24 protein-coding genes and 1 tRNA gene are annotated in these 21,434 nt (G+C 66.3%); 13 read left to right on the top strand and 12 right to left on the bottom strand.

Translation table 11 applies throughout. The features are described from left to right. Entirely contained in the window at window positions 1–768 is a 768-nt protein-coding gene (locus ACW174_RS10945; protein ID WP_492014466.1) for a DUF7847 domain-containing protein, read from the bottom strand. 695 nt (window positions 769–1,463) lie between these two features. On the opposite strand from ACW174_RS10945, the gene ACW174_RS10950 reads away from it, so the two are divergent. The 4 genes from ACW174_RS10950 (at window position 1,464) to ACW174_RS10965 (ending at window position 5,681) form a co-directional block, all read left to right on the top strand. Further along, window positions 1,464–2,681, top strand: coding sequence for a tyrosine-type recombinase/integrase (locus tag ACW174_RS10950; protein ID WP_492014467.1), 1,218 nt, complete (start codon window positions 1,464–1,466; stop codon window positions 2,679–2,681). Between the two features lie 189 nt (window positions 2,682–2,870). Further along, window positions 2,871–3,068, top strand: a complete 198-nt coding sequence (locus ACW174_RS10955; protein ID WP_492014468.1) for a helix-turn-helix domain-containing protein — start codon at window positions 2,871–2,873, stop codon at window positions 3,066–3,068. Further along, entirely contained in the window at window positions 3,065–3,460 is a 396-nt protein-coding gene (locus tag ACW174_RS10960) for a winged helix domain-containing protein (protein WP_492014469.1), read from the top strand. Before ACW174_RS10955 ends, ACW174_RS10960 begins: the two co-directional genes overlap by 4 nt. 1,456 nt (window positions 3,461–4,916) lie before the next feature. Further along, window positions 4,917–5,681 carry a DNA-processing protein DprA gene (locus tag ACW174_RS10965; RefSeq protein WP_492014470.1) on the top strand — a complete coding sequence of 255 codons (765 nt, stop codon included), beginning with the start codon at window positions 4,917–4,919 and terminating at the stop codon, window positions 5,679–5,681. A 734-nt stretch (window positions 5,682–6,415) separates the two neighbouring features. Here the strand turns inward: ACW174_RS10965 and ACW174_RS10970 are convergent. Then, window positions 6,416–6,505 (bottom strand) — tRNA-Ser (locus ACW174_RS10970). 146 nt (window positions 6,506–6,651) lie between these two features. Between ACW174_RS10970 and msrA the strand changes: the two genes are divergently transcribed. The 3 genes from msrA to ACW174_RS10985 are packed head-to-tail and all read left to right on the top strand — an operon-like array spanning window position 6,652 to window position 8,240. Continuing rightward, on the top strand, window positions 6,652–7,317 hold the full coding sequence (gene msrA, locus ACW174_RS10975; RefSeq protein WP_492014471.1) for a peptide-methionine (S)-S-oxide reductase MsrA: 666 nt from the start codon (window positions 6,652–6,654) through the stop codon (window positions 7,315–7,317). Window positions 7,318–7,319: 2 nt separating this feature from the next. Beyond that, complete coding sequence (locus ACW174_RS10980) at window positions 7,320–7,664, top strand: MmcQ/YjbR family DNA-binding protein (protein WP_492014472.1); 345 nt, start codon at window positions 7,320–7,322, stop codon at window positions 7,662–7,664. A gap of 60 nt (window positions 7,665–7,724) precedes the next feature. Next, complete coding sequence (locus tag ACW174_RS10985) at window positions 7,725–8,240, top strand: cytochrome C (RefSeq protein ID WP_492014473.1); 516 nt, start codon at window positions 7,725–7,727, stop codon at window positions 8,238–8,240. A 6-nt stretch (window positions 8,241–8,246) separates the two neighbouring features. Here ACW174_RS10985 and ACW174_RS10990 read toward each other — a convergent pair whose 3' ends face one another. The 8 genes from ACW174_RS10990 to flgF all read right to left on the bottom strand — a co-directional run bounded on the left by ACW174_RS10990 (window position 8,247) and on the right by flgF (window position 14,666). Continuing rightward, the gene (locus ACW174_RS10990) at window positions 8,247–10,067 is read right to left on the bottom strand and encodes a DUF885 domain-containing protein (RefSeq protein ID WP_492014474.1); all 1,821 of its coding nucleotides are present in this window, start codon (window positions 10,065–10,067) and stop codon (window positions 8,247–8,249) included. A 52-nt stretch (window positions 10,068–10,119) separates the two neighbouring features. Beyond that, the gene (locus tag ACW174_RS10995) at window positions 10,120–10,629 is read right to left on the bottom strand and encodes a hypothetical protein (RefSeq protein ID WP_492014475.1); all 510 of its coding nucleotides are present in this window, start codon (window positions 10,627–10,629) and stop codon (window positions 10,120–10,122) included. 14 nt (window positions 10,630–10,643) lie between these two features. Next, a complete protein-coding gene (locus tag ACW174_RS11000; RefSeq protein WP_492014476.1) occupies window positions 10,644–11,087 on the bottom strand; it encodes a hypothetical protein in 444 nt (147 codons plus the stop codon). A gap of 41 nt (window positions 11,088–11,128) precedes the next feature. Continuing rightward, a complete protein-coding gene (locus ACW174_RS11005; RefSeq protein ID WP_492014477.1) occupies window positions 11,129–11,599 on the bottom strand; it encodes a hypothetical protein in 471 nt (156 codons plus the stop codon). Between the two features lie 160 nt (window positions 11,600–11,759). Next, entirely contained in the window at window positions 11,760–12,503 is a 744-nt protein-coding gene (flgH, locus tag ACW174_RS11010; protein ID WP_492014478.1) for a flagellar basal body L-ring protein FlgH, read from the bottom strand. An 11-nt stretch (window positions 12,504–12,514) separates the two neighbouring features. Then, window positions 12,515–13,129 (bottom strand): flagella basal body P-ring formation protein FlgA, encoded by a 615-nt coding sequence (locus tag ACW174_RS11015; RefSeq protein ID WP_492014479.1) that lies wholly within the window; start codon window positions 13,127–13,129, stop codon window positions 12,515–12,517. After that, window positions 13,126–13,914, bottom strand: coding sequence for a flagellar basal-body rod protein FlgG (gene flgG / locus ACW174_RS11020; RefSeq protein ID WP_492014480.1), 789 nt, complete (start codon window positions 13,912–13,914; stop codon window positions 13,126–13,128). The genes ACW174_RS11015 and flgG overlap by 4 nt, the downstream gene beginning before the upstream one ends. Before the next feature lie 14 nt (window positions 13,915–13,928). After that, a complete protein-coding gene (flgF, locus tag ACW174_RS11025) occupies window positions 13,929–14,666 on the bottom strand; it encodes a flagellar basal-body rod protein FlgF (RefSeq protein ID WP_492014481.1) in 738 nt (245 codons plus the stop codon). Window positions 14,667–14,844: 178 nt separating this feature from the next. Here flgF and ACW174_RS11030 point away from each other — a divergent pair, with 178 nt between their 5' ends. The 5 genes from ACW174_RS11030 (at window position 14,845) to ACW174_RS11050 (ending at window position 18,585) form a co-directional block, all read left to right on the top strand. Next, on the top strand, window positions 14,845–15,495 hold the full coding sequence (locus ACW174_RS11030; RefSeq protein ID WP_492014482.1) for a flagellar basal body-associated FliL family protein: 651 nt from the start codon (window positions 14,845–14,847) through the stop codon (window positions 15,493–15,495). A 3-nt stretch (window positions 15,496–15,498) separates the two neighbouring features. Next, window positions 15,499–16,557: a flagellar motor switch protein FliM gene (gene fliM, locus ACW174_RS11035; protein ID WP_492014483.1), complete on the top strand. Its 1,059-nt coding sequence runs from the start codon at window positions 15,499–15,501 to the stop codon at window positions 16,555–16,557. Beyond that, window positions 16,557–17,126, top strand: a complete 570-nt coding sequence (locus tag ACW174_RS11040) for a DUF6468 domain-containing protein (RefSeq protein WP_492014484.1) — start codon at window positions 16,557–16,559, stop codon at window positions 17,124–17,126. Before fliM ends, ACW174_RS11040 begins: the two co-directional genes overlap by 1 nt. A gap of 29 nt (window positions 17,127–17,155) precedes the next feature. Further along, window positions 17,156–18,070: a MotE family protein gene (locus ACW174_RS11045; protein ID WP_492014485.1), complete on the top strand. Its 915-nt coding sequence runs from the start codon at window positions 17,156–17,158 to the stop codon at window positions 18,068–18,070. Window positions 18,071–18,207: 137 nt separating this feature from the next. Further along, a complete protein-coding gene (locus tag ACW174_RS11050) occupies window positions 18,208–18,585 on the top strand; it encodes a hypothetical protein (RefSeq protein WP_492014486.1) in 378 nt (125 codons plus the stop codon). 87 nt (window positions 18,586–18,672) lie between these two features. Here the strand turns inward: ACW174_RS11050 and ACW174_RS11055 are convergent, their stop codons facing one another. Both ACW174_RS11055 and folE read right to left on the bottom strand, forming a co-directional pair. Continuing rightward, entirely contained in the window at window positions 18,673–19,113 is a 441-nt protein-coding gene (locus tag ACW174_RS11055; protein WP_492014487.1) for a biopolymer transporter ExbD, read from the bottom strand. 172 nt (window positions 19,114–19,285) lie between these two features. Then, window positions 19,286–19,906: a GTP cyclohydrolase I FolE gene (gene folE / locus ACW174_RS11060; protein ID WP_492014488.1), complete on the bottom strand. Its 621-nt coding sequence runs from the start codon at window positions 19,904–19,906 to the stop codon at window positions 19,286–19,288. Between the two features lie 117 nt (window positions 19,907–20,023). On the opposite strand from folE, the gene cysS reads away from it, so the two are divergent. Then, window positions 20,024–21,433 (top strand): cysteine--tRNA ligase, encoded by a 1,410-nt coding sequence (cysS, locus tag ACW174_RS11065; protein WP_492014489.1) that lies wholly within the window; start codon window positions 20,024–20,026, stop codon window positions 21,431–21,433. The last annotated feature ends 1 nt before the right edge of the window (window position 21,434 follow it).

The following is a 21,434-nucleotide window of genomic DNA, read 5'->3' on the forward strand; positions in this document are numbered from 1 at the left end:
TCAATCGAAGACTGACGCCAGGTCTTCCGCACCGACGCCTTCCTTGGCGATCCGGAGTTCGTAGTAGAGCGACGCCACCCCTGCGGAGGCGACGACGCCCGCCACGATGTTCGTCAGCGGGCCCGAGATCAGGGTCACCGCGAGGTTGGGCGTACCGCCGGTGAAGGTCCCGCCCGTGGCCAGGCTGAGACCGCCCATCGCCAGGCCGAAAATCCATGACAGCACCACATAGATTACGATCAGCCCGAACACCGGCCAGCGGAATCCGCGGGTCAGGTCCCGGCTACGTTGCAGGCTCTCAAAGACGCCGCGCTTCTCGACGACCACAGCGGGGGCGGCCACCGACCAGATCACCGACAGAAGGATCCCCGGGACAACCAGCAGGATGTAGCCGAGCAGGGCGCCGAGGGTGGCGACTATGGATAGGCCGAGCAGGGGGAAGAACATCCGCAAGCCGGCCCCGAAGGCATCGCCGAACGCGGTCTTCTTGCCGTTGAAGCCGTTGACCGCCGCCTTCACCACCATGCCCTGCAGCAGGTAGAGGCCGATGAAATAGAGCATCGTGCCGAGAATGACGAAGCCGAAGCCCGAATAGGGGTTGGCCGACGTCAGCGATCCCTGGCCGAGGGCGGAGATGGTGCTGGGAATGCCGACCAGAATGACGGAGGCGCCGAAGAAGACCGCTGCATTCTGCCCGATCGACGTAAACGTCCGCTGGATCACCCGGCCGAGGTCGAAATGCCCCGAACCCGTAGAGGATCGACGCATGACCTCGGGGTGGACCTCGACGATGTTGCGGGCCTTGCGACCATCGTCAGCCGCGAACTCAACCTTCTGATCGCGGTCGAGAGGGCGCCCGGAGCGCACATCCGCTGCCGTAAAACTGAACCGTTCCCCGGTTTCAGCGAGGATGAATCCCTCCCCCGTCCCCGCATTGAAACTCAAGACCTCGCCCCGCAACGCGCTCTCCCTCATTTGCCTCGCTCGCGAGTTGTAGGGGGTGAAGCATGGCCGTGCCAGCCACTTCCGGGCCGCAACTGCAACCGGTTGCGCCCCTCGTGACCGGAACCGCTGTCTTGCGGGGGGGGCGGGGCGGTGCGGGGCGAAGGAGGGGGGCTGAACAAAGCGATTGTGCCGCCACCGGACGCCGGCACCGCCAACGGCTCCTTCGAGCCACGAGCGCACTGTCGCTTCCGGGAACACAGGCTGCACGACGTCAATATCGCAGGCGCCTGAGTTTTGATTTCGAGTTCTTGGAGACGCTGACTTCGTCTTTGTACCGGGACCAGTCATCGAAGTGCGTGGCGGACAGAGAGTCCGCCTAACTAGCATCCGAGAGCCGGCTGAAAGCGTCCAGAAAAGCCCTGCTATTATAAAGGTAGGTAGTAGGCACCGTCCCATTCCGTCCTAGACAATCCGGTGTAATCCGAGCAAATTGTTGGGGCAAATGTTGGGGCAGGGAAATGGCCAGAGAGATAAATCGACTGACGCCGCAAGGGGTCCGGGCTGCCGTTAAGCCGGGCCGGTACTCCGATGGCGGTGGTCTGTATCTCGCCGTGCGGGCCGGGGGGTCGAAGCAGTGGATTTATCTGTTTCGTTGGAGGGGCAAACTCACCGAGATGGGTTTGGGGGGCGTCTTGGGCGTGGACCTCAAGGAAGCTCGCAAGCTGGCGGGTGAAGCCCGAGAGGCGGTCGCGCGAGGCGTCAATCCGCTAACGGCCCGGCAGGCCTCCAGCGCGATCCCCACTTTTGGGGAAGCTGCCGACGAGTACGTGGCCGCCATGTCGCGGAAGTGGTCCAACGCAAAGCATCGGGCGCAATGGTCCACCACCCTCACCACCGACGCCGCCAAGCTCCGAGCGATCCCCGTCGATCAAATCACCACCGAGGATGTTTACGGGGTGCTTCAGCCTATCTGGCTGGTGAAACCGGAAACGGCTTCGCGCCTGCGCGGGCGGATCGAAAATGTCTTGGATGCGGCCAAGGCCAAGGGGCACCGGAAAGGGGAGAATCCGGCCCGCTGGCGAGGCCACCTCGGTCACCTGTTGCCCAAGCGGCAAAAGCTCACGCGCGGCCACCATGCGGCGCTCCCATACGACAAAGTCCCGACGTTTGTGGCCAGCCTGCGCGAACGCGAGGCGATGGCTGCCCTTGCTCTGGAATTCCTGATCCTGACCGCCGCCCGGTCTGGCGAAGTTCGCGAGGCCCAATGGAGCGAGATGGACCTGAAGGCGAAGGTCTGGACGGTCCCGGCGGTGCGAATGAAGGCCAAGCGCGAGCATCGGGTGCCGCTCACTGAGCGGGCGGTCGAAATCCTGGCCGCCGTGCAGGCTCTGTCCGAAGGCAAGATGGACGCCATCGTATTCCCGGCCACGAACGGTGGTGCCTTGTCGATCAATGCCTTCCGCGCCCTGCTGCTGCGAATGGATTTGAAAGGGTCCGAGGTCACACCCCACGGCTTCCGGTCGAGTTTTCGGGATTGGGCTGGCGAGGTTTCTATCCACTCTCGGGAGGTCGCCGAGGCGGCGTTAGCGCACGTTGTGGGGGACGCTACCGAGAGAGCCTACCGCCGAGGTGATGCGCTGGAGAAGCGGCGCGCTCTTATGCAGGATTGGGCGCGACACTGCATGTATTCGTCGCGTCCGGCGAATATTGTCTCGTTCGGTAGAAAAAACCCCTGATTTGCGCTGTAGCGATATCCACTGGTGGATATCTGCGAACGGGACGTGAACGCTGTGGACGGATCGTCCACTGAGCGGCCAATGCGCTGCGCAAAGCGTCCGCACCTCTTCCCTAGCGGCTCAGACATGTTATCTGGATATTGCTTCGCGGATTCTCTGGATACTTCGTCCGGTGCTCGCGCGCGGCAGATGAAGGATACCGCTTTGACAGAACCCATTGCCCTGAACGTGCCGAAGGTCGTTACCTATTCAGGCCTAAGCCGTTCGCGCGTCTACGAGCTTATCCAGTCCGGGGCTCTTGCCAGCTTCAGGGTTGGCGGGCGGCGACTGATCCTGAGAGAGACCGTCGACCGGTTCATTCATCAGGCCGCCGGAGGTGCTCGATGACAGAGACCGAGAACGAAAAAGCCTCCCAAGCCGTTGGCGCGGCAAGGGAGGCTGGTAGGCTGCATTCCACGTCAGGAAAGCCGGGGCAAGGTAACACCCCGCCCCATCGTATCAAGCCCGAGGTGACCTTTATTGCTGAAGGTCGAGACCCCGTTACCGTCAGGGGGCGACTGGCTCAAACGCTATCGCTGTTAGTGGAGCGAGGCCCGCGAGGCTTTACCTCAGGCGAAGCATCACCTTTGGGTTGGGCGCGCCGAACGTCGCATTACGTCCACTGCCTGCGGATGTTGGGCGTGCGGATTGAGACCCGACGCGAGCCCGCCGGAGACGGGTCAAGGGTCGGGCGCTATGCGCTTTCGATGCCTCTGCGTCTCGTTGGGGAGGAAGCCTGACAACCGGTTGGGCGGATTGCGGGTTGCCGCGTCCGCCTATCCCGTAAGGCCAGATACCATGCCGAGAAGACACACCATCAAAGGCCGCTCCATTGCGGGGCCGCCGTTTGTCCAGCTTCATCACTACTTGCTGCGATCCGCCGCCTGGACCTCTCTCACGCCCGTTGAACGAGCCGTCTACGTCTGCCTCGCCGAATTCTACAACGGCTCAAACAACGGCTTTTTGTGCCTGTCTGTCCGGCGCGCGGCGGCGGCCTGCCGGATCAATAAAGACACCGCCGCGAAAGCCCTACGCAGGCTTATGGAGGTCGGGGTTATCGAGTGCAGTCAGGTCGGGGCCTTCAGCTACAAACTGCCTCACAGTTCAGAGTGGAGCCTAACCTCGCACAAGAATGACTTGACCGGGGCGGCACCCTCAAAGGCATTCCTTCAATGGAAACCGGCCAAGGAAATTCGCAGTCCCAATCCAGCGTCGAGGCGGTCCCTTGAAGCCGGACAAGAGGGCGCGCCATGCTGACAGTTGTCCCCTCGATTGGGACTGCGAGGGGGTGTTTGGGCACCTCGATCGGTCCCCTGCCTTCGGACACATATATATCTAGCCATAGGCGCGGGAGTTCTGGCTTGGGCCAACGCCGAAGCCAACGCGTTAGCCAATAGAGTTCGGAAAATCGGAGACCACCGTGGGCGGCTATCTTTCGGGTCGATATCGGACTCGGAACCGAGGAACGGTCGAGAGCGCATGCCGCATTGATATGCGCTTTCTGAGGGCCAAGGGCGCTTTCAGGGACGGCGGCGTTTCGGCCGGAAGTTTGCGGTGGTCTCGCTACGGGGAAGAAACCGGCAGCGTCGGCTACACAGTCGATCTGACATCGTCCGACAGCCGGCAGCTCGTTGTGAGCTTCACCTTTAGAGGCGAGGCAAGGCGAACCGTCATTCCCCTAGAGGCCGTTCCTATGCGTTTCGGTGGTCATCGCCTCTACGCCCGGTGTCCGCTGTCAGGCCGACGTTGCGAGGTTCTCCCAATCGTCGGCGGAGTGATTGCCTGTCGTCAGGCCCACCGGCTTACCTATGCGACCCAGTCGGAGGACTGGTTGGGACGGCTAGGCTCGCGGGCATGCCGACTTGAAGAGGCCCTGCACAAGCGGCGGCGGCGGGGAGCAAACCGGGAGCGAATGTTGAAGTCCTGGACCGAAGCGAGCATCGCATTTGAGCAGGCGGTTGATCGTGAAGCGCTTCGACGATTTGGTACTGTATTCTAGCCCTCCGAGCCGTGCCTGTGGCTTGGAATGGACGGGGTCAATAACTGCGCCGTGCGCATGATTGCGTATGCCCTGTGGCCACTGCTTTGAGGCCATTTTGACGTCTGCGCGAGTCGGCGTACGCGATAGATTGCGCACTGCTGCCTGAGTGCCTTGATTGGTGCGCATCGCCTATTGGGCTAGAAGCGGGGGTAGGCATGCAAATAGAGGAAGCAATCGAAAACTCAATGAGGAGAGGAGCTTCGCGACTGGCCTATCAGGCACCGGAGACGTGGACACGCATTTCCCTCAACGACCTTCTTCAGGGCACTGGTCGAGCGGACTTCGCTCCGAAGCAGAGTGATTGGATAAATTCAGTCACCAAAGGAGCGGGGGGAAACGGCGGTAGCGTTTTCGCGTCGGGCAGGACCGAATTACTCCAGCGTCGTTGCATCGCAATCATCGGCGCGCGCAAAGCGAGCGAGGCGGGATCGCAGCGGGCGGCGAAGCTGGCGCGTCAACTGGTTGCTGAGGGCGTCGTTATCGTCTCCGGGCTGGCCGAAGGAATTGATACTGCGGCACTGACCGCTGCGATTGAAGCGGGGGGCGACGTCGTGGCGGTCATCGGCACGCCGCTTGACCAAGCCTACCCGGCAAAGAACAAGCGACTTCAGGAAGACATCTACCGGGACCACTTATTGGTGTCTCAATTTCCGTTTGGTGCTCGGGTCTTCCCGTCTAATTTCCCGGCCCGCAATCGGACTATGGCGGCGGTAGCCGACGCCAGCATTGTCGTTGAAGCCTCCGATACCTCCGGTAGCCTTCACCAAGCAGTAGAGTGCGTTCGCTTGGGGCGGTGGTTGGGGATCGCCAAGAACGTGTTGGATGACTCCCGCCTTACTTGGCCCGCCAGCTTCTTGAGCTACGACCGGTTTGTGCCCCTCGAAACTACCGAGAGCCTCCTGAAGACGATCTACGGCTAATGGCTCTTTGGCTGAGGGTCCACGGTGCCTATCCGAGCTACGTGGAGCGCGGCCTGGGTTGGCGACAGGTGGACTTTGACGCATTCAAATTGGTCAAGGCCCTCAAGGGGCATGAGATCAAGGGATACGCTACGTTGCGTCGCCTCGACAAACAGTGGGTGACAATAAATCAAGCAAATCCCGCTCCTGCCTTCGACATTTTTGGCCAGTGGGGTGCCCATTGTTTGAGGGGGCTTCCGTTTGCTGAGGGCATACTCGTTCCCGTGCCGTCCTCGCCTTGCCTTGCCTTTGGGCAAGACGAAAAAGGTCGAAGATTGGCCACTGCAATCAGCGGTATTCAGGACGGCTTCACAGCCGAGGACTTGCTGTGCTGGAGGCAAAGGCTTGCCAAGGCCGCCGATGGCGGCCCTCGTGACCCTAGAATATTAGAAGCGAATCTCAGGGTTCGCCCGGCGGCACCGACGCGTGTGGTGCTGGTAGATGACGTCTGCTCCACCGGGGGGCACTTGCTAGCTAGCGCTCGGGCATTGCGTGCTCAGGGGCACACTGTCGACTACGCGATTTGTGCTGCGCAGACGGTTTGGGAGTACCCCAGCGACATGTGGGCGATCCCGGACCGGAACCTAGAAGATGATTAAAACTGACCCGCCGGACCAAACCATTGGGGCAAATATTAGGGCAAATCCGACGTAGCGCCAGATAAGCAAAGGATTTCAAAACCCTGTGAAGGTGCGTGGCGGACAGAGAGGGATTCGAACCCTCGGTACGCTTTCACGTACACACGCTTTCCAAGCGTGCGCGATCGACCACTCCGCCACCTGTCCGTTTCCACGACGTCGCCCGAGGGCCTTCGTGTGTCGTCGGACGGTCCATCCGGCGAGGGGCGCTGATTAGAACAGTCGGACCCCCTCGGCAAGCGCCTCATTAGCCCCCATATGGGCGGGGAACGAATTGTCCGGAGTTTCCCCCCATGCTCTCGCAGAAAACCACCCTGCCCACCGCCGACACCGCCCTGCCGGGGCGCGACACGCCCCTGCACACCGACGAGGTCCATTTCGTCAGCGGGCGCCCGCTGAAAGGGCCCTATCCGGAAGGCTTCCAGACCGCCGTTTTCGGCATGGGCTGCTTCTGGGGCGTCGAGCGGATCTTCTGGTCCCTGCCGGGCGTCTGGGTGACCTCGGTCGGCTATACCGGGGGGCTGACCCCCAATCCGACCTATGAAGAGACCTGCACGGGCCGCACGGGCCATACCGAGGTGGTCAAGATTGTCTTCAACCCGGCCGAGATCAGCTACGCCGAACTGCTGAAGGCCTTCTGGGAGAACCATGACCCGACCCAGGGCATGCGTCAGGGCAATGACATCGGGACCACCTACCGCTCGGCCATCTATTATCTGGACGACGAACAGAAGGCCGAGGCCGAGGCGTCGCGCGACGCCTATCAGTCCGCGCTGGACAAGGCCGGGCGCGGCCGGATCACTACCGAGATCACCGAGGCCCAGCCCTATTATTACGCCGAGGACTATCACCAGGGCTATCTGGCCAAGAACCCGGCCGGCTACTGCGGCATCGGCGGCACGGGCGTGGTCTGCCCGATCGGCATCGGCGTGACGGCGCCCGCGTCCGAAAACGCCTGATCATGGACCGGGCAGGGATAGGCAGGGTCTGCCTGGCCCTGCCCGGCGCCACGCTGGACCATCCGTTCGGCGACGACCCCGACGTCTACAAGGTCGGCGGCAAGATGTTCGTCATGGCCGGCGGCGAGGGCGGGGTGTCGTTCAAGGTCTCCGACATCGCCTATGAGGTGCTGACGGAGGAGGGGCGGGCGCGCCCGGCGCCCTATATGGCGCGCGCGAAATGGGTGAACCTGCCGGACCCCGCCGCCTGGCCCGATGACGAACTGGCCGACCATCTCGCCATCGCCCACGCCATCATCGCGGCGAAGCTGACGAAAAAGCAGCGGATGGAACTGGGACTGGGCTGAGCGCCCGATTTGCCAGAATCCAAAAAACGCGGTTCTCTGTTTGCTCAGGGGAGAACCATCATGACCACCCGACACCTTCTGTTGCTCGGCGCCTGCGCCGTCGGACTGGCGGCCTGCGATCAGGCGCGGGTCAATGTCAGGACGTCGGACGGGCCGCATGTGGCCGCCGCCTCCGATATCGAGGCGGGCCGCTACCTGATCGTGACCGGCGGCTGCAACGACTGCCACACGCCCGGCTATGCGCAGAGCGGCGGCAAGGTGCCTGAAAGCGCGTGGCTGAAGGGCAATGGCTCCGGCTTCATGGGGCCGTGGGGCGTCACCTATCCGCACAACCTGCGCCGCACCGTGGCGGGCATGACCGAGGACGCCTGGGTCGAGATGCTGAACACCCGCGAGGGCCTGCCGCCCATGCCCTGGCCCAGCGTCCGGGCCATGGACGAGGCCGACAAGCGGGCGGTCTATCGCTACATCAAATCCCTGCCTCTGGAGGGCGACCCGGCCCCGACGGCCCTGCCGCCCGGCCAGAAACCGACCACGCCCTATGAGAACATGATGCCGGTGATGCCGGGGGCCTAGGCCAATTCACCCGGCGGGCCGCCCCTTCTCCTCCGCGATCCAGCGGTCCATTCGCTGGTCCAGCAGATCCATCGGCAGGGGGCCGTCGACCAGCAGGGCGTCGTGGAAGCGGCGCACGTCGAAGCGGTCGCCCAGTTCGGTCTCGGCCCGCGTGCGGATGGCGCGCAGGCGGATTTCGCCGACCTTGTAGGCCGTCGCCTGACCCGGCCAGCCGATATAGCGCTGCAACTCGGTCTCGATATTGTGCGGCGCCAGGGCCGAGTTGTCGCGGAAACAGGCCCTGGCCTGTTCGATGTCCCAGCCCAGCCAGTGGATGCCGGTGTCCGCCACCAGCCGGCAGGCGCGCCACATCTCGTAGCTCAGCCGCCCGAACCGCTCATAGGGGGTGCGGTAGAAGCCCATCTCCTCGCCGAGGAATTCCGAATACAGGCCCCAGCCCTCGATGAAGGCGGTCACGTCGACGCCGCGCCGGAAATAGGGTCCGTCCTCGGCCTCCTGCTGCAGGGCGATCTGCAGATGGTGGCCGGGCACGGCCTCGTGCAGCGTCAGGGCGGGCAGTTCGTAGAGCGGCCGCTGGTCCAGCTTGCCGGTGTTGACCATGTAGCCGCCGGCGATGCCGTTCTCCATCGAGCCGGGGAAGTAGCGGCCGGTGGTGTAGTTGGTCTCGATCTCGCGCGGCACCTCTCGCACGCCATAGGGGGTGCGGGGCAGGGTCCCGAACAGGGCGGGCAGGCCGTCGTCGGAGCGCTTGGCCATCTCCGAGGCCTTCTCCATCAGGTCCTCGCGCGTCGTGGCGTAGAACTGCGGATCGGTGCGCAGGAAGCTGAGGAAGCCCGCGAAATCGTCGGTCCATCCCGCCGCCCGCATCTCCGTGTCCATCCGCGCCCGGATGCGCGCCACCTCCTGCAGACCCAGGGCGTGCACGTCGTCCGGGGTCATGTCGGTCGTGGTGTAGCCGCGCACCAGATAGGCATAGACCTCGCGCCCGCCGGGCCGGTGCACCAGACCCAGGGTTTCCGGCGCGTTCGGCAGATAGTCCTCGCGCAGGAAGCGGACCCATTCCTGACGACGCGGCATGATCTGCCGGGCGACGACGTCCTGCGCCCGGGCTCTCAGCTCCGCCTGCCGGGCCGCCGGGATCGAGGCGGGCAAGGTGGCCAGCGGCTGGAGCAGGGGATCGGTCGCCGGCGTCAGCGCGGCCTCCGGCTCGATCAGGCTCAGGGCGTTCTCGACGATCGATCGGGGCTGGACCAGTCCGCTGGTCAGGCCACGCCGGGCGTTGTCCTTCTGGTCGTCATAGATCTGCGCCATGGCGTCCAGCCGGGCGATATACAGCTCCGCGTCCTCGACGCTGGTGATCCGGGTCACGCTGGCGACATAGCCCAGCATCTGGCCCGGTCCGCCTTCGGAGCTGAAGGCGTCGATCCGGCCGGTGTCCAGCGGGATCCGGTCGCGCGACCGGCGGATCACATAGGTCATGAAGGCGTGGTTCAGCCGGTCGTCGGCGGTCAGCCGTGACGCGTCGATCGCCGCCAGCCGGTCCGCGAAGGCCTTCAGCGGCTCCTCCTGCGCGACCTCGGCCTGGCGCGACGCGTCAGGCAGGCGGCCGAGGGCCGCCCGGTCGCCCTCCATCCCCGCCGTAATGGGATCCAGGGCGCGCAAATAGACCTCATAGTCATGCAGCACCGCCGCCAGCGCCGGGTCTTGGGCGTTGCGCGTGACGGCGACCGGCGGCGCGGTCTGGGCGAAAGCGGGCCCGACGAGGACCATCTGGGCGCAAGCGGCCAGCAGGGCCGCGGCCGAGGCGGCGAGAATGGTCTTGTTCATGGGGGCTCCCTCCCGGATCCGGGCCGGACTGCACCGGAGCCGGGCCGTTGCGTCAACCGCAGAAGGCGAAGAACTGCTCGACCCGATCGCGCGATCCGGGATGCGGGGCATAGGCGTGGCGTTGATCCCCGTCCCAGACAGCCAGCCAGCCGATACGGCGGAAGCGCAGGAAGACCGGATCGCCCGCCTTGGCCTCGGCGCTCAGGAAGACGCCGTCGTTCAGTTCAGACGGCTCGGCCCGGGCCGGATAGCGTTCGGTGTCGCCGCCGGATTCCAGATGGATTTCAGGGGCCGCATCGGCCGCCGCCACGGCGTTCAGGCCCAGACGGCCCGAGTTCTTGCGGCAGTCCAGCCCGATCCGCAGGTCGTCGCTCTCCTCCAGGCCATAGGCCAGACGCGCTTCGCTGCCGTCCTGATGGAGGAACCAGTCATAGTGTTCGACCGGGGCGGGCGAGCCGCTGGAGACCGCAGCCGCCAGTCCCATCCCCGGCTGGCCGGTGGTGTTGCACGCCGCCAGCGCCAGCGTCAGGCCGGAAGCGACGATCAGGACGGGAAGGCGCATGGGAGAACTCCGGTTCAGCCGGAGCACAGTTCCGCGAAGCGGCGCAGCTTGGCAAGGTGCGCGGCGGGGACTTCGACCGTGCGGCGCTGCGCGCCGAGCGCGATGCCCAGCCGACCGGTGACGCCGAAGGCCGCGAAAATTGGATGGTCGGTGCGCAGGGCCAGCTTCAGCCCACCGCCCCGCGCGGCTTCCGCCTCGGCCATCGCCGTGGCCTCTCCGGCGGTCACCCGGGCCATGCCCGCGCCGCCCTCGCCGCCGTACAACGTCAGACGCGCGACGCTGCTGCCCGGGTCGCATTCCAGCGTGGTGCGCAGGTTGGCGGTGTCCGGCACCTCATTGGCCAGCACCACGGGCGTGTCGCTGTAAAGCGTCCAGGTCCATGCGGCCTCTGGCGGTGCGGCGGCGGCGGTTTGCGGCCAGAGGGCCAAGGCCGCGGCGGCAACCAGGAAAATGCTCATGAGTTCAGCCCCCGCCGATGCCTGACGTCCTGATCAGGTGGTCAGGCGTGATCGGTTCCGCAATAGGAGAAGAAGCGGTCGATCAGCACGCGCTCGTCGCGCGTGGCCGTCAGCTGGAACCGCCCGGCGTCGCCCTCGACCGCCAGTCGCCCGCGACGCACCAGGTCCTGCATGGTCGGGTCACGCAGCGAGATCCGGCTTTCCGCGGCCAGATCCCCGTCCAGCGGATCGATGGCGGTCTCCGCCATCGCGGCCTGGATCAGGCGCGGGCTGGCGGGCTGCACGTCGCCGTAGACGACGGCCTGCGCATGACCCGGTTCGCAGGTGATCATCAGCGCCAGCTGGTCGGAGTTCTCGACGCCGTAGGCCAGCTTGGCCATGCCCTCTTCCTGGCTGAGGTGCCAGCCCATCCCGGTCTGCACGGTCTGGAGGTCGCCATTCGACGCGCTCGATTGCGCGGCGAAAGCGATCAAGCCCAGGGCGGCGACAGCGGGGACAGCAAACTTCAACATGGACAGACACTCACCTCTGAGGGGCAAACGTTGATGTCCGTTAAGAGTTCACGGCCAAGCTGAACGGCGTCTGACGAAAGTCATCCTGTGATGGAAATGCCGCTCCGCCCGCCGCCGTCGCCGCCCGATCCTCGCCGGGATGGCGACACCGGGAGAGGAGTCAGAACGGGCTGAACCGCTCCACCAGGGACTGCGCGGCCGGGGACGCCTGCACGCGGCTGATGTCGCCACGGCCGCCGTAACTGATGCGGGCCTCGGCGATCTGGGTGTGCAGGATGGTGTTGGCGGAGGAGATATCCTCCGGCCGCACGATGCCGGCGACGGTCAGTTCGCGGACCTCGCGGTTGGTGCGCACTTCCTGCCGCCCCTGGATCACCAGATTGCCGTTCGCCAGCACGTCGGTGACGACGGCGGCGATGGTCAGGCTGACCTTCTCGGCGCGATTGACCGAGCCCGAGCCCGCGGCATTGGTCTCGCCTTCCATCCCGATCATGTTGGCCGCATCGAACCCGCCCGGGAACAGGCGCCCCAGGCTGCTTTCCAGACCGAAGAAGTTGGTCACCCCGCCCGAGGCGGCGTTGGTGCGGCTGCGGTTTGTCGAGTTGTTGGTCTGGGCGCGGTCATCGATGTCGATGTTGACCGTCAGGATGTCGCCGACGTTCCGGGCGCGCTGGTCGCCGAAGAAGGTGCGGGCGCCGGTGCGCCACAGGCTGTTGGCGCTGGCGGCGCGGTCGGCGCGCTGGGCTTCGGGCGACGGCAGATAGACCTGGCTGGTCGGCACCAGGGCGGCCGGATAGCCGATGGGCGCCAGCTCGGGCCCGCGCACCGCTTCCACGGCGGTGGAGCAGGCGGTCAGCGCCAGCGAGGCGGTCAGGGCGGTGGTCAGGATCATGGCGGTACGCATGGAACTTCCCCTTAGCGGGCGGCGAACTGTTGGGAGGCGGCGGGCGCGCGGGTGGCCGGGCCGGCGATGGCCTGTCCCGGCGCGGTCGCCACGGCGTCGATGATGCGGTTGGATTGCAGGTTGCGGATGGCCAGGCGCTGGCCTTCGCCCGCATTGCCTTCGGCCCGCCCCGTGATGGTCAGGCGCACGCCGCCGACCTCGTAGAGGACCTCGACCATGTCGTTGCGGTTGATGATCCGGTCGGCGGCCCGCACCGGCGCGGTGCGGACGTGGGCCGGGGCAGGGGCGGCGACGTCTGCCGCGGCGCCCGGCGAGGCGGTCAGGGCAGGGCCGCCCGGCGCCGAGGCGGCGTCGCGCACGACCACCCGACGCAACCCGGTCGGATTTGCCCACTCCAGCCCGGCCTGACGCGCCATGCCCTGAAGCTGGCCCGCCTCGAAGACGATGGAAGGGCCCGCGCGGCGACCGACGACGACATTGGCCGCTGCGCCCACGCCGTCGAAGATGTCGCCCAGGGTCACCTGGCCGTCGGCGTCCGCCGGATTGGCCTTCAGGGTGACCGGCCCCGCCAGCGCCGGCCCGGCCAGCATCAGGGCGGCGACGGCGCCGAAGATCACCGACCTCATGATTTCACCTGCGCGCTGACCGACAGCATCTGGTCGGCGGTGGTGATGACCTTGGAGTTCATCTCATACGCCCGCTGGGCGATGATCAGGGCCGAGATTTCCGACACCGCGTCGACGTTCGACGACTCGGTGAACTTGTGCAGGATGTCGCCGTATCCGACCTCGCCCGGCGTGCCGACGTTGGCCGCGCCCGAGGCTGCGGTCTCCAGCAGCAGGTTGTCGCCGATCGCTTCCAGCCCGGCTTCGTTGAAGAAGGTGGCCAGCTCGATCTGCCCGACTGTCTGCGGCGTGACATTGCCCTGGGTGAAGACCTGCACCTGTCCGGACTTGGAGATCTGAACGTCGACCGCGTCCTGCGGAATGGTGATGTTCGGCTGCACCGCATAGCCGTCGTCGGTGACCAGCTGGCCCTCGCCGTTGATCGCGAAATTGCCGGCGCGGGTATAGGCCGTCTCGCCCGAGGGCATCAGGATCTGGAAATAGCCGCGGCCGTCGATGGCCATGTCGTACAGGCCGCCGGTGTTGGACGGCGTGCCCTGATCGGTGACGCGATAGACGGCCCCGGCCTTCACACCGGCGCCGATCTGGATGCCGGTCGGGACGACGGTGCCCTGGGTGGACGACTGGGCGCCCATCCGCTCGACGTTCTGGTACAGCAGGTCCTGGAACTCGGCCCGTTGGCGCTTGTAGCCAATGGTGTTCATGTTCGCGATGTTGTTGGAGATGACCTCCACGTTCAGCTGTTGGGCGGCCATGCCCGAGGCGGCGGTTCTCAGCGCGCGCATGTCTCAGTGCTCCCTTACGAAACCCGGCCCAGCCGCTCGACCGAGCGGCGTGACAGGTCTGTGGTGTTCTCGATCATCCGGGTCACGCTCTCGTAGGCGCGCTGGATCTCGATCAGGTTGGTGATCTCAAGGATCGGATTGACGTTGGAGCCTTCCAGCATGCCCTGACGCACCTGGGCGTCGGTCGCCTCGTTGGCGACGGCGTTGGAGGCGTTGCGGTACAGGCCGTCGCCGCTCTTCTCGAGCGCGCCCAGGCTGTCGAAGCGGACCAGCGACAGCCGGGCCACGACCTCGCCGTTCTGGCTGATGGTGCCGTCGCCGCCGACCGAGGGCTCGCCCAGGGTGGTGTCCAGGATGATCTCGCCGCCGTCGCCCAGCACGGCCTTGCCGCCCTGTGTCGTCAGGCGTCCCGTGGGGTCCAGGGTGAAGGCGCCGTCGCGGGTATAGGCCTCGCCCGCGCCGTCCTGAACCTTGAAGAAGGCGTCCTCGCCCTCGATGGCGAAGTCCAGCGAGCGGCCCGTCTGTTCCATCGCGCCCTGGCCGTAGTCACGACCCACGCCGTTATCCAGCACGAAGCTGACGCCCGGCCGCACAAAGGCGTTGCGGGCCCGCTCGCCGACCTCGGTGCCGACCAGCAGTTGCTCGACCTTGAAGCCGCTCGTGTTGGCGTTGGCGATGTTGTTCGCCACGACATCCAGTTCGCGGCGAAGCGTCATCTGGCGTGACAATCCGGCGTAGGCTGCGTTTTCCACGGGCGGCTCCTTTCGGACATCCACCTCGCAACGGTTGTGCCAACAGGGTTAATCCAGTCGTGGCGGGCCTTTGGGCTGCAAAGCCGTATTCGGCGCCCGGCAGGATTTGCCGATCGTAAACGGCTCGTTAACCAAACCCGGCTGAATTGGAGCCTGAGATTCTCGGGGCGCGGGCCGGATGCTGAAACTGGGCAAGAAAAAGGGCGGGGGCGGTGACGCCAACCTGCCCGCCACGACCGACGGCGAAGGGGCCGAGGGCGAAGGCGCGCCGGCGAAGAAGAAGCTGCCCCTGCTGTTCATCGTCATTCCCGCGGCCGCGGTCGTGCTGGGCGGCGGCGGCGCGGCGGCCTTCATGATGATGCAGCCCAAGTCGGCTGCCGCCGAAGACGCCGGCGGCGGTCACGGCGAGGAGAAGGCCGGCGGCCACGGTGAAAAGAAGGCCGAGAAAAAGGGGGGCGGTCACGGCGGCGGCGCGGAAGGCGAGGCCAACCCCGCGCTCGGCACGATCGCCGAAGGCCCCGACGGCGTCACCTTCTACACCCTCCCGGACATGGTGATGAACATCCAGTCCGCCGACGGTCGCCCGACCTATCTGAAGCTGAAGCTGACGCTGGAGATGCAGGACGCCGAACTGGCCTCGCACCTCCAGGGCGAGATGCCGCGCATGAACGATATGTTCCAGAGCTTCCTGCGCGAACTGCGTCCCGAAGATCTGGCCGGGTCCGCCGGCAGCTTCCAGCTGCGTGCGGAGATCCTGCGCCGCGTCAACCTGATCGCCGCCCCCGGCAAGGTCGACGCCGTGCTGATCGAAGAAATGCTGGTGCAGTAGCCCATGACCGACGCCGCCTTCGCAGACGAGGCCGATCCGTTCGCCGAGCCCCTGGCCGACGATCGTCCCGTCGCGTCCGAGCGGGTCCTCAATCAGGATGAGATCGACAGCCTTCTCGGCTTCGATCTGGGCGACGACGACGGCTCCGAGCGATCGGGCATTCGCGCCATCATCAACTCGGCGCTGGTGTCTTACGAGCGTCTGCCGATGCTCGAGATCGTCTTCGACCGCCTCGTGCGCCTGATGACGACCAGCCTGCGCAACTTCACCTCCGACAACGTCGAGGTGTCGCTGGACAATATCTCGTCGATCCGCTTCGGCGACTATCTGAACTCGATCCCGCTGCCGGCCATCCTGGCCGTGTTCCGGGCCGAGGAGCTGGACAACTACGGCCTGCTGACGGTCGATTCCAACCTGATCTATTCGATCGTGGACGTGCTGCTGGGCGGCCGTCGCGGCACCGCGGCCCTGCGCATCGAGGGGCGTCCCTACACCACCATCGAACGGGTTCTGGTCCAGCGGATGGTCGAGGTCGTGCTGGCCGACGCCCGCGCCGCCTTCGAGCCCCTGACGCCCGTCCACTTCAACCTCGACCGGCTGGAGACCAATCCGCGCTTCGCCGCCATCGCGCGTCCTGCGAACGCGGCGATTCTGGTCAAGCTGCGCATCGACATGGAAGATCGCGGAGGGCGCATCGAGCTGCTGCTGCCCTACGCCACGCTCGAACCCATCCGGAAGATGCTGCTGCAGCAGTTCATGGGTGAGAAATTCGGTCGCGACAACATCTGGGAAGGCCACCTGGCCACCGAGCTCTGGACCACGGAGACCGAGGTCCGCGTCGTGCTGGACGAGCAGCAGGTGCCCCTGTCGCAGGTGCTCGACTTCAAGGTCGGCGACACCCTGATGCTGAACGCCACCCCCGAGTCCAACGTCTCGGTGCGGGCGGGCTCCATTCCGCTGACCGTCGGCCGCATGGGCCGCAAGGGCCAGCATATCGCCGTGCGTATCGAGGCCCCGGTGAACGTCGAGGCCGCCTCCAGTCTGGTGAAGGGAAAACGCTGATGACCGGCATGATTCTGGACGGCATCCTGATGCTGCTGCTGGTCGCGGCGATCGGCTACGGCATCCGGCTGGAGCGCAAGCTGACAGCCCTGCGTGCGGGCCAGCTGGCGTTCGCCTCGGCCGTCACCGACCTGAACAGCGCCGCCGGCCGCGCCGAGGCCGCCCTGGCCTCCCTTCGCGCCTCGGGGCAGGAAACCGACCTGCTGCACGACCGCATCATCAAGGCGCGGGAGGTGAAGGCCCAGCTGGAAACCCTGATCGCCCGGGGCGGCGACATCGTCCCGGCCCGCGCCGCCGAACCCGGTCCCCGCGCCGAGCCGCGCGCCACTGCGCCGCGTCCGGTTCCCGCCGCCGCCGCCCCTGTCTCGGACGACGACGCCCGCGCCGCCCGCATGCAGGCGCTGGCCGAGCGCATCCAGGGCATGGCCGTTCCGACCCGCGCCCCGGCCGCCGGCAATGTCCACGCCATCCTCGGCGCCCTGACCGCGCACGGGGCCGCTAACCAGTCCGCGAAGCAAAGCCTCAACCAGGCGCGCCGTAGTCTGGACGACGATCTGTTCGCCGCCTGATTTTCCCTCTCCGGGTTTCGAGTTCCTTCATGGCCAAAATCCCCCGCCTCCTGCCCCTGATCGCCGTCGCCATCGGCGGCGTGGTGATCATCCGCGCCATCGGTGTGGCGCCGGGCCTGTTCGAAGGCGCCAAGGCCTGGGCGGAGGAGGCTGCGGCTCCCGCCGCCGCCGCCGCGCCGCCCGCCGCGGTCTGCGCCCTGTCGCCGGAGCAACTGGCCCAGCAGGCAGGCATTTCGCCGGCCGAGCTGCGCATTATCCAGTCGCTGTCTGCCCGCCGGGTCGAGCTGGACGCCCGCGACACCGATTTCGCCTCCATGCTGCCCCTGATGACCGCCGCCGAACAGAAGCTGGACGCCCGCGTTCAGGCGCTGGAGCAGGTCAAGGCCGAGGTCGCCGCCCTGCTGGGTCAGGTCGACGAGAAGCAGAAGGCCGAAAACGACCGTCTGGTCGCCGTCTACACCGCCATGCGCCCGCGCGAGGCCGCCCGCGTCTTCTCGACGCTGGATGACGATGTCCGCCTGCCGGTCGCCGCCGCCATGCGTCCGCGCACCCTGGCCGCCATCATGGCCCAGATGGACCCCGCCGCCGCCCGCACCCTGACCGAGAAACTGGCCCGCCGCTTCGCCGCCCAGCAGGCGCTGGCCGCCCGCGTGGCCGCCGCGACCGCCGAGCCTGCGCCTGAGGCGGCCCCGGCCGTCACGCCCGCCGCCGCAGCAGCGGCGCCGACGCCCCAACCCGTCGCCGCTCCCGCCGCCGCCGCTCCGACGCCGCGTCCGGCCGCGAACCGTCCCCCGGCGGCGCGCCCCGCGCGCGCGCCGGCCCGGGCTCCGGCGCGTCCGGCCGCCCGCACCCCGGCTCCCGCGCCGGAGCCCGCCGGCGAACGCCCCTACCAGCCGGCTGCCCCCGCCGCCGCTTCCAACCAGCCTCGCCAGTCGGTTCAGTAGGTCCAGGAGCCCCCCCGAAAGGGGCGACAGGCCGCTGTCGTTCGCGGCGTTTTGCGTCAGGTTCCGAAACTGGCGCGGCGGCGCGAGGCGGCCAGACTATCGGCATGCGTTTTCGGATTCTGGCAGTATCGACTCTCGTGGCCTTCGCCCTGCCCGGGGGCGCCTCGGCCTGCCGCGCTCCCCGCTCATCCGCAGAGCACCTGTCCAGCCGCCTCAACGCGCCCTACGAGGCCATTGTGGCCGTCACCGTAGCCGGGCTTGAAACGGAGGGGGACGCCGCTGCGCCGTCGTGGCGCGCCGCCCTGACGACTCGGGCGGTCCTTCAGGGATTGCCGAAGAGTGACGCGTTCATTGCCGGAGAGCTCGGCGGCTTGGGGCTCTGCTGGCGCGTGCCGACGCCCGCTGTCGGTGAACGGTGGATCATCTTCCTGACCAATGCTGACGACGAGAGCGGATTCGCCTATCCGGAAGCCCTGTTGCCGGACGGCTTTCTGCCGGATCAGAAGGTTCGCTGACCCCGGTCCGCAGGGCGGGAAAGGGGGCATGAAAAAGGGCCGCCTCCATCGGGAGGCGGCCCTGATTTTTCCAACCGGCGTGAAAACCTAGTCGAGGTTCTCGTTCAGCAGGCCGACCTTGAAGAAGCCGTTGGCTTGCAGGGTGTTCACCACTTCCATGAACTGGTTGTAGGTCACTTCGGCCTGGGCCTGGACGAACACGCGCTCTTCCTTACAGGCCGGGTTGCCGCCGCCGAGAGCGGCGCAGACTTGCGAGGGCAGGGCCTCGAGGGTCGTCGGCTCACCCGAGATGAACAGGCGGTCGCCTTCCATGATCGAGATGTAGATCGGGTCCTTCTGGACCGTGCCCGGGGGCGGCGGAACCGCCGGCGGCAGGTCGAGACGGATCGAAACGGTGGCCATAGGGGCGGCGACCATGAAGATGATCAGCAGCACCAGCATGATGTCGACGAACGGCGTGACGTTGATGTCAGCGTTCTGTTCGATCGTGCCGGCTTTGCTGCCCGGACCGGAAAGTTTGGCGCCCATGAGTGGGTGTCTCCATCAGGCCCGGCGCGTCGTGCGGCGAGCGTCACTGAAAGCTTCGGTTCGTCTCTTGGCGTCCCGCAACCGGCTTGTAAAGCGGCTTCGGCGTCCCGGAGGTTCCAGAGCATCGCGTTTGCGCCGAATACCCCTGTGAGGCGAACCGATTCAGCCCGACTTAGCGCCCTTGGGCCAGCTTCAGGAACCGGTCCTTCAGCGCTGCATCGGTCTTGAAGTCGCCAGTGAACCGCGTCGTGATGGTCGAAACGTGGCGATGATGCACGCCGCGGGTGGTCATGCACTGGTGTTCAGCGTCGATCAGAATCGCCACGCCCTTCGGCGCCAGACTTGATTCGATGGCCTCGGCGATCTGGTTGGTCAGCACTTCCTGCGTCTGCAGACGGCGCGAATAGATTTCCACGACCCGCGCCAGCTTGGAAATGCCGACCACCTTCTCGTTCGGGATGTAGGCGACATACGCCTTGCCCAGGAACGGGGCCATGTGGTGCTCGCAGTGGCTCTCGACCTCGATGTCGCGTAGCAGCACCATGTCGTCATAGCCCTGCACGTCCTCGAAGATGCGGCCCAGTTCCTTGCTGGCGTCGGCGTCGTAGCCGTCGAACCACTCGCCATAGGCGTCGACCACGCGGCGAGGCGTGTCGATCAGGCCCGGACGGTCCGGATTGTCGCCGGCCCAGGCCAGCAGGGTGCGCACGGCCTTGAGGGCCTCATCGCGGCTGGGACGCTGGGCCAGGTCGTTGTCGCCGACCAGAACGGGCTTGACGGGGGTAGAGCTCATGAGAAGGTTCTCGAACGCGCGGCTTTGTAAGTCGCAAGGGACTGTTTATCAGCTTGGCGGCGTATATGGGACCGCCGGTCCGTGCCGCAAGAAAACTCTCCCGCAAAGACCATACTCATGCCGCTGACGATCCACGACACCCTGCACCGCGAGAAGCGCGTGTTCACGCCGCGAGACGAGAACCGGGTGACGCTCTACGTCTGCGGCCCGACGGTCTATGACTTCGCCCACATCGGCAATGCGCGTCCGCCGGTGGTGTTCGACGTGCTCGTCCGGCTGCTGCGCCGGAACTACGGGGCGGACAAGGTCATCTACGCCCGCAACGTCACCGACGTGGACGACAAGATCAATCAGAAGGCCTTCAAGGAAGGCGTTCCGATCAGCGAGATCACCGCCCGCTACGAGGCCGCCTATCTGGAAGACATGGGGCGGCTGAACGTCTCGCCGCCGGATATGGCCCCGCATGTCACCGACCACATGGACGCCATCGTCGCCCAGATCGAGGCCATCATCGACCACGGCTGCGCCTATGCGGCCGAGGGCCATGTCCTGTTCGATGTCTCGTCCTACGAGACCTACGGCAAGCTGTCGGGCCGCAATCTGGATGACATGATCGCCGGCGCCCGTGTCGAGGTCGCCCCCTACAAGAAGAACCCGCACGACTTCGTCCTGTGGAAGCCGTCGAAGGAGAACGAGCCGTCCTGGCCCTCGCCGTGGGGCGACGGCCGCCCCGGCTGGCACATCGAATGCTCGGCCATGATCGAGGCCAACCTCGGCCTGCCGATCGACATCCATGGCGGCGGCATTGATCTGGTCTTCCCGCACCATGAGAACGAGATCGCCCAGGGCGTCTGCGCCCACGGCCACGCCCATGGGGAGGCGTCTCACGCCGAGTACAGCCGCTACTGGATGCACAATGGCTTCCTGACGCTGGACGGCGAGAAGATGTCCAAGTCGCTGGGCAACATCCTGCTGCCCCACGCCCTGCTGGAGAAGCTACCCGGCGAGGTGATCCGCTGGGCCCTGCTCAGCGCTCACTATCGCCAGCCTCTGGACTGGAACGAGGGCCTGCTGGAGCAGAGCCGCAAATCGCTGGATCGCCTCTACGGCGCCCTGCACCGCGCGGCGGGGATCGAGGCCGGGCCCGACTGGCTGCCCGAGGACTTCCTCAAGGCGATCGAGGACGACCTGAACACGCCGGGCGCCTTCGCCGCCCTGTTCGCCCTGTCGAGCGAGATCGAGCGCGGTATGACGGCGGGCGACCACGAGGCCGTTTCCGCCGCCAAGGGAAAACTGCTGGCGGCCGCGGCCATCCTCGGCGTGTTGCAGTCTGATCCCGCGGCTTGGCTGGAGGGCGAGGTCTCCGACGATCTTCGGGTTGAGGTCGAGGCCTTGCTGGACCAGCGCGCCACCGCCCGCGCCGCCAAGGACTGGCCCGAGGCCGACCGCATCCGGGACCGTCTCAACGCCCTGAACGTCGTCGTCATGGACGGCCCCACCGGCGCGACCTGGCGGGTGAAGTCGTAGT

The sequence above is a fragment of the Brevundimonas sp. AVps31 genome (assembly GCF_058681355.1).

Coding starts and splice junctions, on each gene's coding strand:
- folE (WP_492014488.1), bottom strand. CDS start 19,906: ATGAGCTCTACCCCCGTCAAGCCCGTTCTGGTCGGCGACAACGACCTG.
- ACW174_RS10960 (WP_492014469.1), top strand. CDS start 3,065: ATGACAGAGACCGAGAACGAAAAAGCCTCCCAAGCCGTTGGCGCGGCA.
- ACW174_RS11000 (WP_492014476.1), bottom strand. CDS start 11,087: ATGAGCATTTTCCTGGTTGCCGCCGCGGCCTTGGCCCTCTGGCCGCAA.
- flgH (WP_492014478.1), bottom strand. CDS start 12,503: ATGCGTACCGCCATGATCCTGACCACCGCCCTGACCGCCTCGCTGGCG.
- ACW174_RS11040 (WP_492014484.1), top strand. CDS start 16,557: ATGACCGGCATGATTCTGGACGGCATCCTGATGCTGCTGCTGGTCGCG.
- ACW174_RS10985 (WP_492014473.1), top strand. CDS start 7,725: ATGACCACCCGACACCTTCTGTTGCTCGGCGCCTGCGCCGTCGGACTG.
- cysS (WP_492014489.1), top strand. CDS start 20,024: ATGCCGCTGACGATCCACGACACCCTGCACCGCGAGAAGCGCGTGTTC.
- ACW174_RS11015 (WP_492014479.1), bottom strand. CDS start 13,129: ATGAGGTCGGTGATCTTCGGCGCCGTCGCCGCCCTGATGCTGGCCGGG.
- ACW174_RS11030 (WP_492014482.1), top strand. CDS start 14,845: ATGCTGAAACTGGGCAAGAAAAAGGGCGGGGGCGGTGACGCCAACCTG.
- ACW174_RS11005 (WP_492014477.1), bottom strand. CDS start 11,599: ATGTTGAAGTTTGCTGTCCCCGCTGTCGCCGCCCTGGGCTTGATCGCT.
- ACW174_RS10950 (WP_492014467.1), top strand. CDS start 1,464: ATGGCCAGAGAGATAAATCGACTGACGCCGCAAGGGGTCCGGGCTGCC.
- ACW174_RS10965 (WP_492014470.1), top strand. CDS start 4,917: ATGCAAATAGAGGAAGCAATCGAAAACTCAATGAGGAGAGGAGCTTCG.
- flgG (WP_492014480.1), bottom strand. CDS start 13,914: ATGCGCGCGCTGAGAACCGCCGCCTCGGGCATGGCCGCCCAACAGCTG.
- ACW174_RS10980 (WP_492014472.1), top strand. CDS start 7,320: ATGGACCGGGCAGGGATAGGCAGGGTCTGCCTGGCCCTGCCCGGCGCC.
- ACW174_RS11055 (WP_492014487.1), bottom strand. CDS start 19,113: ATGGGCGCCAAACTTTCCGGTCCGGGCAGCAAAGCCGGCACGATCGAA.
- fliM (WP_492014483.1), top strand. CDS start 15,499: ATGACCGACGCCGCCTTCGCAGACGAGGCCGATCCGTTCGCCGAGCCC.
- ACW174_RS10945 (WP_492014466.1), bottom strand. CDS start 768: ATGCGTCGATCCTCTACGGGTTCGGGGCATTTCGACCTCGGCCGGGTG.
- ACW174_RS10955 (WP_492014468.1), top strand. CDS start 2,871: ATGAAGGATACCGCTTTGACAGAACCCATTGCCCTGAACGTGCCGAAG.
- ACW174_RS10995 (WP_492014475.1), bottom strand. CDS start 10,629: ATGCGCCTTCCCGTCCTGATCGTCGCTTCCGGCCTGACGCTGGCGCTG.
- ACW174_RS11045 (WP_492014485.1), top strand. CDS start 17,156: ATGGCCAAAATCCCCCGCCTCCTGCCCCTGATCGCCGTCGCCATCGGC.
- ACW174_RS10990 (WP_492014474.1), bottom strand. CDS start 10,067: ATGAACAAGACCATTCTCGCCGCCTCGGCCGCGGCCCTGCTGGCCGCT.
- msrA (WP_492014471.1), top strand. CDS start 6,652: ATGCTCTCGCAGAAAACCACCCTGCCCACCGCCGACACCGCCCTGCCG.